The organism is Streptomyces sp. CCM_MD2014 (assembly GCF_000772045.1).
Lineage (GTDB): Bacteria > Actinomycetota > Actinomycetes > Streptomycetales > Streptomycetaceae > Streptomyces > Streptomyces salinarius.
Genome location: NZ_CP009754.1, coordinates 4585222 through 4597363, shown reverse-complemented (window position 1 = coordinate 4597363; position 12142 = coordinate 4585222). Strand labels below are relative to the sequence as shown.

Annotated in this window: 9 protein-coding genes and 4 tRNA genes; 9 read left to right on the top strand and 4 right to left on the bottom strand. The window is 70.2% G+C overall.

Going from position 1 to position 12142, the window contains the following annotated elements:
• Positions 1–228 precede the first annotated feature (228 nt).
• Positions 229–792 (bottom strand): hypothetical protein, encoded by a 564-nt coding sequence (locus tag NI25_RS20325; RefSeq protein ID WP_061443802.1) that lies wholly within the window; start codon positions 790–792, stop codon positions 229–231.
• Positions 793–928: 136 nt separating this feature from the next.
• The gene (locus NI25_RS20320) at positions 929–1279 is read right to left on the bottom strand and encodes a metallopeptidase family protein (protein ID WP_061443801.1); all 351 of its coding nucleotides are present in this window, start codon (positions 1277–1279) and stop codon (positions 929–931) included.
• A gap of 71 nt (positions 1280–1350) precedes the next feature.
• Between NI25_RS20320 and NI25_RS20315 the strand changes: the two genes are divergently transcribed.
• The 7 genes from NI25_RS20315 to NI25_RS40265 all read left to right on the top strand — a co-directional run bounded on the left by NI25_RS20315 (position 1351) and on the right by NI25_RS40265 (position 8088).
• Entirely contained in the window at positions 1351–3045 is a 1695-nt protein-coding gene (locus tag NI25_RS20315) for a metallophosphoesterase family protein (protein ID WP_061443800.1), read from the top strand.
• 80 nt (positions 3046–3125) lie between these two features.
• Positions 3126–3198, top strand: a tRNA-Glu gene (locus NI25_RS20310).
• Between the two features lie 34 nt (positions 3199–3232).
• Positions 3233–3307, top strand: a tRNA-Asp gene (locus NI25_RS20305).
• A 24-nt stretch (positions 3308–3331) separates the two neighbouring features.
• Positions 3332–3405: transfer RNA gene (locus tag NI25_RS20300), tRNA-Phe, on the top strand.
• A gap of 172 nt (positions 3406–3577) precedes the next feature.
• Complete coding sequence (hrpA, locus tag NI25_RS20295) at positions 3578–7537, top strand: ATP-dependent RNA helicase HrpA (RefSeq protein WP_061443799.1); 3960 nt, start codon at positions 3578–3580, stop codon at positions 7535–7537.
• Positions 7538–7641: 104 nt separating this feature from the next.
• A tRNA-Asp gene (locus NI25_RS20290) sits at positions 7642–7716 on the top strand.
• A 177-nt stretch (positions 7717–7893) separates the two neighbouring features.
• Complete coding sequence (locus tag NI25_RS40265) at positions 7894–8088, top strand: DUF6274 family protein (RefSeq protein WP_061443798.1); 195 nt, start codon at positions 7894–7896, stop codon at positions 8086–8088.
• 491 nt (positions 8089–8579) lie between these two features.
• On the opposite strand, the gene bldC is transcribed toward NI25_RS40265, so the two are convergent.
• Both bldC and NI25_RS20275 read right to left on the bottom strand, forming a co-directional pair.
• Positions 8580–8786 carry a developmental transcriptional regulator BldC gene (gene bldC, locus NI25_RS20280; protein WP_003949541.1) on the bottom strand — a complete coding sequence of 69 codons (207 nt, stop codon included), beginning with the start codon at positions 8784–8786 and terminating at the stop codon, positions 8580–8582.
• 544 nt (positions 8787–9330) lie between these two features.
• On the bottom strand, positions 9331–10182 hold the full coding sequence (locus NI25_RS20275; protein WP_061443797.1) for a hypothetical protein: 852 nt from the start codon (positions 10180–10182) through the stop codon (positions 9331–9333).
• Between the two features lie 229 nt (positions 10183–10411).
• Here NI25_RS20275 and NI25_RS20270 point away from each other — a divergent pair, with 229 nt between their 5' ends.
• Both NI25_RS20270 and NI25_RS20265 read left to right on the top strand, forming a co-directional pair.
• The gene (locus NI25_RS20270; RefSeq protein WP_061443796.1) at positions 10412–11506 is read left to right on the top strand and encodes a Leu/Phe/Val dehydrogenase; all 1095 of its coding nucleotides are present in this window, start codon (positions 10412–10414) and stop codon (positions 11504–11506) included.
• A gap of 321 nt (positions 11507–11827) precedes the next feature.
• Positions 11828–12082, top strand: a complete 255-nt coding sequence (locus tag NI25_RS20265) for a DUF3073 domain-containing protein (RefSeq protein WP_061443795.1) — start codon at positions 11828–11830, stop codon at positions 12080–12082.
• The last annotated feature ends 60 nt before the right edge of the window (positions 12083–12142 follow it).

Sequence of the window (12142 nt, the reverse complement as noted above, 5' to 3'; positions counted from 1 at the left end):
TCGTCGGCACGCGCCCGTCAACTCCGTGAATCGCGATTCGCAATACGACCGCCTCGATGCGGTCCACCACGGCAAGGGGAGAGTACGCGCCACACGGCGCGCTCTGCGGTGGCGCCGGGCAAATGGGATCAAACGATCTACCACCATACGCACCTCCCACCCCCGAAGGCAAACCGGCAGCACAGCCGCGGTCCGCCCGGCAGCACACGCCCAGCTCAGCGGGCTGCCCTATGCCGGCGTCCCGGCCGCCGGCGCCGGCTCCCGCTGCTCGAGCTGGGTCCCCGGCGGCTCGTGCGCCGACGAGGACGGCTCGGCCACCGTCGGCTCCGGCGTCGGGGAGGCGGGCGGCTCCTCGGGGTGCGTCGGCTCCGGCTCGGCCGGCCGGGTGGGCTCCGCCGGGGGCGTCCGGGTGGGGTCGGGGTCGTGGTCCCCGCCGCCCGGCGGCCGGTCCCCGGTCGGGCGGGCGGCCGGGGGCGCCGGGGCGGACGCGCCCTTTCCGGTGCCGTCCTCGCCGTCCTTCCCCTTGCCGTCGCGCTCGGCCTCGTCCCCGCCCTTGCCCTTGCCCTTCTTCCCCTTGCCGTGCTTCCCGTCGGCGGCCGCCGCGCCGTACCCGGCGTTCCCGCCGGAGACCTCGGGGCCGCCGTCCGGCACCTCGCCGCCCCGCTCCCCGGCGGAGTGCGACGGCCTGCCGCCCCCGCCGGGTGCGTCGTCGCCGACGCTCATGCAGCCGGCGGCAGCGGCGACGGCCAGGGCGGTGGCAGCCAGACGGACGGGTACGTACAAGGGGCGCACGGGCGGCCACCTCCGGGGGTCAAGGAGTCGCCGTGCCCAACTCCCGTCACCCACAAGAGGACACGCGTCCGGCGAGGCGGACTTGACCCGAGCGCGTCACCCGTACCCGAGGCACGCCTTGCGCATCCGGCCCGCGTCACCCGTACCCGAGGGAGTGCAGCCGCGCGTCGTCGATCCCGAAGTGGTGGGCGATCTCGTGAACGACCGTCACCTCGGTCTCGGCGACGACGTCTTCACGCGTCTCGCAGTACCGCAGGGTCGGCCCCCGGTAGACGGTGATCCGGTCCGGCAGCACCCCCGCGTACCACTCCCCGCGTTCCGTCAGCGGCGTCCCCTCGTACAGTCCGAGCAGCTCGGGATCGTCCGCGGGCGGTTCGTCCTCCACGAACACCGCGACGTTGTCCATCAGCCGCGTCAGCTCCGGCGGGATCCGGTCCAGGGCCTCGGCGACCAGTTCCTCGAACTCCTCGCGCGTCATCTCCAGCACAGGCCCATTGTCGGGTACGACCGTGGAGTACGACCCGCATATCCGCCCCGGGCCACGGGCATACGGGACCAATGGCCCGCGTTCCCGCCGCAGCCCCGCACGTCCTGGCCGAGGTGATGAACCCCATCCGCAACGCCCCGCGCGCCCTCACCCGCCGCCTCCGCGACCGGCGCGACCGCCACGCCCACCGCGGTCGCCGCACGTCCGCGACCCCGGAACTCACCGCCCGTCCCCGCCCCTGGACCCGCGCCGCCGGCCTCGTCGCCGTCGTCCTGCTCGGCGCCTGGCTGGGACTGCTGGTCGTCGGCAACGTCCGGGTCCCGGTCGGCCCCATGGACACGACGATGACGCTGCGCCCCTCCCTCACCGGCGGCACGAAGATCAACGTCTCGCCGCTGGGCGCGCTCCAGCTCGACAGCCATGTCGCCCCGGTCCGCCTCGACGTCAACGTCGACCAGCTCGACCCCGCCCGCGCCCAGGCCCTCGTCGACCACCCCGAACGCCTCTCCGGCCTCCAGGACGAGGTCGCCCAGGACGTCGAGCACGGCACCCTCGACCTCGCCGTCCGCTCCTGCGTCGCCGTCGTCACCGGCGCCACCGCCCTCGGCCTCGCCGTCTACCGCCGCCCCCGGCGCGCCCTCGCCTCGGGCGGACTCGCGCTCACCCTCCTGGTCGCCTCCGGCGGCACCGCGTACGCGACCTGGAACCCCGACTCCGTCCTGGAGCCCAAGTTCTCCGGCCTGCTCTCCTCGGCGCCCTCGCTGGTCGGCAACGCGCGCAGCATCGTGACCGAGTTCGACGTCTACCAGAAGGAACTGGCCCGCCTGGTGACCAACGTGACCAAGCTCTACGACGTCACCTCGACGCTCCCCGCCTACCAGCCCGACCCGACCACGATCCGCGTCCTGCACGTGTCGGACATCCACCTGAACCCGGCGAGCTGGAAGATCATCGCCTCGCTGGTGGAGCAGTACAAGGTGAACGTGATCGTCGACTCCGGCGACACGATGGACCACGGCACCGCCGCCGAGAACGGGTTCCTGGACCCCGTCGAGGACCTCGGCGCCCCCTACGTCTGGGTCCGCGGCAACCACGACTCCCGCGGCACCCAGGAGTACCTGAAGCACCTGAAGAACGTGCACGTCCTGGACGACGGCCACGCCCGGACCGTCGCCGGCCTCCGCTTCGCCGGGATGGGCGACCCGCAGTACACCCCCGACCGCTCCAAGGCGGACGGCGCCGAGGCCTCCCAGGAACTGGCCGGGGCCCGCCTCGCCTCCGCCCTGCGCGACCAGCGCGCGGCCGGCACCCCCGTGGACATCGCCGTCACCCACGAGCCGTCGGCCGCCCGTGAGGTGGACGGCGACGTTCCGCTGGTGCTCGCCGGGCACCTGCACCACGAGGACATGGAGGTCATGAAGTACGGCACCCGGCTGCGCGTCGAGGGCTCCACCGGCGGCAGCGGCCTGCGCGCGGTCGAGGGCGAGTACCCCGACCCCATCCAGGCGTCCATCCTCTACTTCGACCGGGACTCCCGGCGCCTCCAGGCGTGGGACGAGATCAGGCTGGGCGGCCTGGGCCTGACGACGGCCGAGGTCAGCCGCCATCTGCCGAAGGAGAACCAGCCGGGCGCCACTCCGTCGCCCTCTCCCACCAGCCCGTCCCCGTCCGGCACCAGTCCGTCCCCGCCGGACACCGGGGCCTCCCCCTCCGCCACCGGTGCCTCTCCCTCCGCCCAGGGCAGCCCCGCCGCCAGCGCTCCGTAAACCGTTTTGGCGATACCTCCCGCCATCCCATATGCTTCTCACGTCCCCGACGCGCTGCGAAGCGCCCAGGCGGGCCGATAGCCCTCATCGTCTAGCGGCCTAGGACGCCGCCCTTTCAAGGCGGTAGCACGGGTTCGAATCCCGTTGGGGGCACGCGGTACATGTGCGACACTGTCGTACGAAGCTTGGTCCTGTGGAGCAGTTTGGAGTGCTCGCCACCCTGTCAAGGTGGAGGCCGCGGGTTCAAATCCCGTCAGGACCGCTGAGGTTTCACGTGAAACCTCGCGGCTGGGTAGCTCAGTTGGTACGAGCGATCGCCTGAAAAGCGATAGGTCGCCGGTTCGACCCCGGCCCCAGCCACAGCAAAGGCCCCGATCTTCCGATCGGGGCCTTGTTGTGTACCGGGCCGACGCACCGGGCCTGTGCACCGGGCCGGTGCGTGGGACCGGTGCGTGGGCCGGCCCCGCCTCCGTGAAGGCCGCGGCAAAAGCGTTCGCCAGGAATTTCCCCGGGATGAGATCCTGGAACCCGTATGTCTACGCACCCTGCCCCCTCCCTCGGCACCCTCGCCCCCCGGCTGACCGAGCTGTCGCTGCGCGACGCGCACCGGCTCGGCCGCAGGCTGGAGGGTGCGCGGAAGATCCGTAAGCCGGAGGCCCGCGCCGCCGTTCTCGCCGAGATCGAGACGGAGGTGGCCAAGGCCGAGCAGCGCATCGGTGAGCGCCGGGCGCGGGTGCCGGCCGTCAGCTACCCCGAGCAGCTCCCGGTCAGCCAGAAGAAGGACGAGATCGCGGCGGCCATCCGTGATCACCAGGTCGTGATCGTCGCCGGTGAGACCGGCTCCGGAAAGACCACGCAGATCCCGAAGATCTGTGTGGAGCTGGGCCGTGGTGTCCGGGGCATGATCGGGCACACCCAGCCCCGCCGGATCGCCGCGCGTACCGTCGCCGAGCGGGTCGCGGACGAGCTGGACACGCCGCTCGGGGAGACCGTCGGCTGGAAGGTCCGCTTCACCGACCAGGTGAACCCGCAGTCCACCTTCATCAAGCTGATGACGGACGGCATCCTGCTCGCCGAGATCCAGACCGACCGCGAGCTGCGCGCCTACGACACGATCATCATCGACGAGGCCCACGAGCGGTCCCTCAACATCGACTTCCTGCTGGGCTACCTCGCCCAGCTGCTGCCCAAGCGGCCCGACCTCAAGGTCGTCATCACCTCGGCGACCATCGACCCCGAGCGCTTCTCCCGGCACTTCGGCGACGCCCCGATCATCGAGGTCAGCGGGCGGACGTACCCGGTGGAGGTCCGGTACCGGCCCCTCCTCGAGGAGGACGGCGACGACGCCGACCGCGACCAGATCACGGCGATCACCGACGCCGTCGAGGAGCTGATGGGCGAGGGCAAGGGCGACATCCTCGTCTTCCTCTCCGGCGAGCGGGAGATCCGCGACACGGCGGACGCGCTGGAGAAGAAGAAGTACAGATTCACCGAGATCCTGCCGCTGTACGCGCGGCTCTCGCACGCCGAGCAGCACCGCGTCTTCCAGCAGCACACCGGGCGCCGGATCGTCCTCGCGACCAACGTCGCCGAGACCTCCCTCACCGTCCCGGGCATCAAGTACGTCATCGACCCCGGGTTCGCCCGCATCTCCCGCTACAGCCACCGAACCAAGGTCCAGCGGCTACCGATCGAGCCGGTCTCGCAGGCCAGCGCCAACCAGCGCAAGGGGCGCTGCGGCCGTACGTCCGACGGCATCTGCATCCGCCTGTACTCCGAGGACGACTTCAACGCCCGCCCGGAGTTCACGGACGCGGAGATCCTGCGCACCAACCTCGCCTCCGTCATCCTGCAGATGACCGCGGCCGGCCTCGGTGACATCGAGAAGTTCCCCTTCATCGACCCCCCGGACCACCGCAACATCCGCGACGGTGTGCAGCTGCTCCAGGAGCTGGGGGCGCTCGACCCGGCGCAGAAGGACGTGCGCAAGCGGCTCACCGACACCGGCCGCAAGCTCGCCCAGCTGCCGGTCGACCCGCGGCTCGCCCGGATGGTGCTGGAGGCGGACAAGAACGGCTGTGTCCGCGAGGTCATGGTCATAGCCGCCGCGCTGTCCATCCAGGACCCGCGCGAGCGTCCGGCGGAGAAACAGGCCCAGGCCGACCAGCTGCACGCCCGCTTCAAGGACGAGACCAGCGACTTCCTCGCCTTCCTGAACCTCTGGCGCTACGTCCGCGAGCAGCAGAAGGAGCGCGGCTCGTCGTCCTTCCGCCGGATGTGCAAGCAGGAGTACCTCAACTTCCTGCGCATCCGCGAGTGGCAGGACATCTACACCCAGCTGCGCACGGTCGCCAAGCAGATGGGCATCCACCTCAACGACGCCGACGACGCGGCGCCCGACGACCGGGTGCACGTGTCGCTGCTGGCGGGCCTCCTGTCCCACGTCGGCATGAAGGACGTGAAAGAAGGCGCGAAGAACGAGTACCTGGGCGCCCGGAACGCCAAGTTCGCGATCTTCCCGGGCTCGGCGCTCTTCAAGAAACCCCCGCGCTTCGTCATGTCGGCCGAGCTGGTGGAGACCTCCCGCCTCTGGGCCCGCGTCAACGCGAAGATCGAGCCCGAGTGGGTGGAGCCGCTCGCCGGGCACCTCCTCAAGCGCACCTACAGCGAACCGCACTGGGAGAAGGACCAGGCGGCCGTGATGGCGTACGAGAAGGTCACGCTGTACGGCGTGCCGATCGTGGCGCAGCGCAAGGTGAACTACGGACGCATCGACCCCGAGGTCAGCCGCGAGCTGTTCATCCGCAACGCCCTGGTGGAGGGCGACTGGCGCACGCACCACAAGTTCTTCGCCGACAACCGCAAGCTCCTGACCGAGGTCGAGGAGCTCGAACACCGGGCCCGGCGCCGGGACATCCTGGTCGACGACGAGACGCTGTACGACTTCTACGACCAGCGGGTGCCCGAACACGTCGTCTCCGGCGCGCACTTCGACTCCTGGTGGAAGCACAAGCGGCACGAGCAGCCCGACTTCCTCGACTTCGAGCGCGAGATGCTCATCAACGAGAAGGCGGGGGCGGTCACCAAGGACGACTACCCGGACTCCTGGCGGCAGGGACCGCTGAAGTTCCGGGTGACCTACCAGTTCGAACCGGGCGCGGACGCCGACGGTGTCACCGTCCACGTGCCGCTCCAGGTGCTCAACCAGGTCACGGACGAGGGCTTCGACTGGCAGATCCCGGGTCTGCGCGAGCAGGTCGTCACGGAGCTGATCCGCTCCCTCCCCAAGCCGGTCCGCCGCCACTACGTGCCCGCGCCGAACTACGCCCAGGCCTTCCTGGACCGTGCGGTGCCCCTTCAGGAGCCGCTGACGGTGACCATGGCGCGAGAGCTGAAGCGCATGGTGGGGGTGCCGTTCGACGCGGAGGACTTCGACTGGGCGAAGGTCCCCGACCATCTGAAGATCACGTTCCGGATCGTCGACGAGCGCCGCCGCAAACTGGCCGAGGACAAGGACCTGGAGGCGCTGAAACTCCGGCTCCGCCCGAAGGCGCGCAAGGCGCTCTCGCAGGCCGCGGCGGCCACCGCACAGCGCAGCGGCGGCGAGTCGCTGGAGCGTTCCGGCCTGACGGACTGGACGATCGGCACGCTGACCCGGGTCTTCGAGACCCGTCGGGCCGGCCAGCCGGTGAAGGCGTACCCGGCGCTGGTGGACGACGGCCCCGAGGCGAACACCGTCTCCGTCCGCCTCTTCGACACCGAGGCCGAGCAGGCGCAGGCGATGTGGAAGGGCACGCGCCGGCTCATCCTGCGCAACATCCCGGTCAACCCGGCGAAGTTCGCGTCCGAGAAGCTGACCAACCAGCAGAAGCTGGGCCTGTCCGCGAACCCGCACGGTTCGATCCAGGCGCTGTTCGACGACTGTGCCATGGCGGCGGCGGACAAGCTGATCGCGGACTTCGGCGGCCCGGCATGGGACGAGGAGTCGTACCGCAAGCTCTACGACAAGGTCCGCGCGGAGATCGTCGACACCACCGTCCGTACGGTGGGCCAGGTGCAGCAGGTGCTGGCGGCCTGGCAGGCGTGCGAGCGGCGCCTGAAGACCGTGCGCAGCCCGGCGCTGCTGGCGAACCTCCAGGACGTGCGGACGCAGCTGGACGCGCTGGTGAAGCCCGGTTTCGTCACGGAGGCGGGCATCAAACGGCTCCCGGACCTGATGCGCTACCTGGTCGCGGCGGACCGCCGGCTTCAGCAGATGCCGACGGGCGCCCAGCGGGACACGTCCCGCATGGAGAAGGTCCACGAGATGCGGGACGAGTACGCGTGGCTGCTCGAGCAGATGCCGCAGGGTCGGCCGGTCCCGCAGCAGGTGCTGGACGTCCGCTGGATGATCGAGGAGCTGCGGGTCAGCTACTTCGCGCACGCGCTGGGCACGGCGTACCCCGTCTCCGACAAGCGGATCGTGAAGGCGATCGACGCGCTCGCACCCTGACGCGGCCGTGACGGAGCCCGCACGGAGGGTGAGTTCGACCGGGAGCCCGCCCTCCTGTACAGTCTCTTCTCGCAGCGCAACGCACAAGAAGCGCCGCGAAACCTGGTCCTGTGGAGCAGTTTGGAGTGCTCGCCACCCTGTCAAGGTGGAGGCCGCGGGTTCAAATCCCGTCAGGACCGCAGTAAAGCCCCGCACCGAGCAATCGGTGCGGGGCTTCTTCGTCGTCCGGACCCACCCGGAACCGGCGAACGCCCTCAGCGGCCCTCAGAGGCCCTCTCGCGGCCTTGACGGCGTCACATTCGCTCGGTACTCCAAAGACAGGGCACATCCCCCGTGTGGCCCCTTGGAGGTGGCGTATGGCGACATCGGTCAGGCACGAGACGCGGGCCCTGCTCCGCGCGCATCTGTCGGCCGCGTCGTCGTACGGTCACGTGACGCGCCACTGTCCGATCTGCCACCGGCTGTTGCGGCTGGCGCTGGACTCGCCGGCGCCACAGTCTCCTACGGCCCGTCAAGAGGGCGTCGAGGACGGGAGCGCGTCCACGGCGTGAACCCCGCGGGCCCCAACACCCTTGCCCCGCAGAGTTCCTGGAGGCGGCGCCCCCAATAGCGCACGGGTGCCGGACCCAACAACCACCGTGCCGTGTGACGGGTGTCACCGCATGAGTTTTTGAAACGGCGGCACTTACGACTCCCCTACAACTGGTCAATTTAATATGTGCAATTGCACTGCGTCCGCAGTGCTCGCACAGTCGAACCGACACCCCTCCCCAGACTCCGACAAGCCCGCTCACAGAACCGGCCACCGGCCCGCCGCCCGGCACAGGACCGCACACGCACCGGTCCGCCTCGCACCCGCACCCGCACCCGCACCCGCACCCGCACCCGCACCCGGGCACAAAAAAATCGCGCTGGACCCGGCGGAGTCCAGCGCGATCAACGACGCACCTCTGTTGGGGCAGGGACGGCGTCGCTTGGAGCTGTGGTTCCAGGCTCTTCGACGGGTTGGGGGACCCCTCGTTCTGCCCGGTTATTCAGTTGTTCAGGCCTCGCTGCGCTGCTGCGGAATGCCCGCGAGCAGGGCGCGGACCTCGGCTTCGCGGTAGCGGCGATGCCCGCCGAGCGTGCGGATCGACGTGAGCTTGCCGGCCTTCGCCCAGCGCGTGACCGTCTTCGGGTCGACGCGGAACATGGTGGCGACCTCAGCCGGGGTCAGCAGCGGCTCGGCATCAGGGGTGCGAGCGGTCATGAGCGGCCTCCTCGGGAGAACCGAACCTTCTCGGTTCATTCCTCTAAATTCTGCACCTTGACCCGCGTTGCCCGAAATGGCGGACGCGAGTCGAGTCGGTTATAGGACGAACGGCTTGTCCTCGGCACTACAACTACACCATCTGTCCAGCCGCGTCGGCCAAACCGATGGAATTGCCCTCCCAGGTGTTCATCAGCGACGGAAGCCGATGGACCATGCCATAGCGGACAGTCACGCCTCTGTGACGATCAGTCACAGGACGATCAGGGGTCGCCAGACCTGACACCAGACCCCCCAAAGCGTGCAATGCTGAGATTCCGCCCACAGTGCACCACAGCAGGACGGAAGGAGCCCTCCCCGGGCTCCTTGTCCTATTTTGGCATGAGGAGGGGGAAGCGGCGCAAGAGTGATGTACGTGCGGTCCGTCACGCTTGACGCATACGCCCGGATCGGGACCTACGTCCTTTGTCGGCAAGGAATCAGCCCACACCGAACAGGTGTCGGGGCGGAAGACGAAACCCCACATCGGGCGGTACGTCAAACGTCAGTTCGCGGACCGCCGGTCCCGGACCGCCCGCCAGCGCTCCACCAGCCGGCCGTAGGCCGCCCCCGCGGCGGCCCCGTCGCCGTGCCGCAGCGCCTCGATCCCCTCGGCCACGTCCGCCGCGGAGTGGTCCGCCTCCAACTCGCCCGCGGGCAGGGCGTGCACCAGCCCGCCGTAGTCCAACTCGACCAGGGAACGCGGGTGGAACTCCTCCAGCCAGCGCCCCACGTCCACCAGCCCGTCGATGAGCGGCCCCTCGTCCACGGCCTCCCGCAGGGCGCGCAGCCCCCGGGCCACCCGCCGGCGGGCCTGCACCATCGGAGTGCGGTAACGCAGGACCGGCGCGGTCGCCCCCTCGCCGTCACCGCCCACGTCGTACTCCCGCTCCGCGTCGGAGACCAGCACGAACCAGTTGATCGGCACCTGCCAGGTGGCCGTGCGGATCCAGGGCCGGGCGTCCGGGTTGCGCCGCAGCCAGCGCTCGTAGTCCTGCGCGCTCTGGCGGCGCACGACCGGGGGGATCAGGGCGTCCAGGACCGGCTCCGGGAAGTCCTCGGCCAGCTCGCCCAGGGCCTGCCAGCCGCGCAGCCGGGTCCGCCAGGGGCAGACGCAGACCACGCCGTCCACCTCCGCCACGAAGGCGTCCGCGCTCTCGTGCACCGGCACCGCCACGGGCGGCGTGGGCAGCAGGTCGGCCAGGGAGCGGCGCAGCTCGTCCTGGTAGGAGGGCCGGTCGGAGCGGCGGGCGTAGCGGGTCCAGTGGGCGCGTTCCTCGTCAGGGAAGGCCGCCAGCGGCTCGTACACGCGCAGGTACGCCGCGTAGGGGACGATCACCGAGGACACCTTGGGCACGCCTGCTCCCTCCCCCGCGCACCGGCGCGAAAACCTGCGGAAAGCCGTGGAAACGGATCACAAACGCGCGGGAATCTCTGCAAATCGTCGCACGCCCGTACTCCGTGCGGAGGTGATCCTGAGCACTGTGCGGCGGGCGGGCACCGCCAGGCTCTAATCTCGTGCCACAGTCCCCGCCACCCGCACGGGGCCTGCCGTCCATCGCCGTACCTACACAGGAGTCACCACCGTGACCGACGTAACCGGCGCACCTGCTGATGTACTGCACACCCTGTTCCACTCGGACCAGGGGGGTCATGAGCAAGTCGTGCTCTGCCAGGACCGTGCCAGCGGTCTCAAGGCCGTCATCGCCATCCACTCCACCGACCTGGGCCCCGCGCTCGGCGGTACCCGCTTCTACCCGTACGCGAACGAGGCGGAGGCCGTCGCCGACGCGCTGAACCTCGCCCGCGGGATGTCGTACAAGAACGCCATGGCCGGTCTCGACCACGGCGGCGGCAAGGCCGTGATCATCGGTGATCCGGAGCAGATCAAGAGCGAGGAGCTGCTCCTCGCCTACGGCCGGTTCGTCGCCTCGCTCGGCGGCCGCTACGTCACCGCCTGCGACGTCGGCACCTACGTGGCCGACATGGACGTCGTGGCACGCGAGTGCCGGTGGACGACCGGGCGTTCCCCCGAGAACGGCGGCGCGGGCGACTCCTCCGTCCTCACCTCCTTCGGCGTCTACCAGGGCATGCGGGCCGCCGCCCAGCACCTGTGGGGCGACCCGACGCTGCGCGACCGCACCGTCGGCATCGCGGGCGTCGGCAAGGTCGGCCACCACCTGGTCGAACACCTGCTCGCCGAGGGCGCGCACGTGGTCGTGACCGACGTGCGCAAGGACGTCGTACGGGCCCTGACCGAGCGGCACCCCTCGGTGGTCGCCGTCGCCGACACCGACGCGCTGATCCGGGTGGAGAACCTGGACATCTACGCGCCCTGCGCGCTCGGCGGCGCGCTGAACGACGAGACCGTGCCGGTACTGACGGCCAAGGTGGTGTGCGGCGCGGCCAACAACCAGCTCGCCCACCCGGGCGTGGAGAAGGACCTCGCCGACCGCGGGATCCTCTACGCGCCGGACTACGTGGTGAACGCCGGCGGCGTCATCCAGGTCGCCGACGAGCTGCACGGCTTCGATTTCGACCGGTGCAAGGCGAAGGCGTCGAAGATCTACGACACCACGCTGGCCATATTCGCACGTGCGAAGGAGGACGGTATTCCGCCGGCCGCCGCGGCCGACCGGATCGCCGAGCAGCGGATGGCGGAGGCGCGCGCACGGCGCTGATCCGGCCGTCGTACGGCGTCGGCCCGGCGGGGTCCTCGCAGGTTTGACGGGTACCCGTCGGGGGGCAGTTCGAGAGAACTCTCACTTATCCCGGCGGGTCGACCGCCGAAAGGTGGTTAAAATCGCGGTTGACCAGCGAGGACGGGGCGCCTCGACGGTCCTGGGCAGGGCCACGTGCTGCGGGCGACGTACCGTATGGGCGTGGGCTCAGGTACCGTGGAAGCCCTACGGACCGGTCTCTCTGCGGAGAGCCCGTTCCGGACCATGAACGCGTGTCAAGACTCTGGGGCCGTCGAGCCCCGTCGTTGAGGGGGTCGAGCCATGGGGCGCGGCCGGGCCAAGGCCAAGCAGACGAAGGTCGCCCGCCAGCTGAAGTACAACAGCGGTGGGACTGATCTCTCCCGCCTGGCCGAGGAGCTGGGCGCATCGCCGTCGAATTCACAACCGCCGAACGGCGAGAAATTCGACGACGATGAGCAGGACGACGACGTGTACGCACGTTACGCCGACCTCTATGAGGACGACGACGAGGACGAGGACGGCCAGTCCCCGACCCAACAGCGACGCGGCGCTTGACCTTGCACTGAACACCTTCCCGGTCGGTGACCTCTGTCACCGACCGGGTTCTGTGCTACC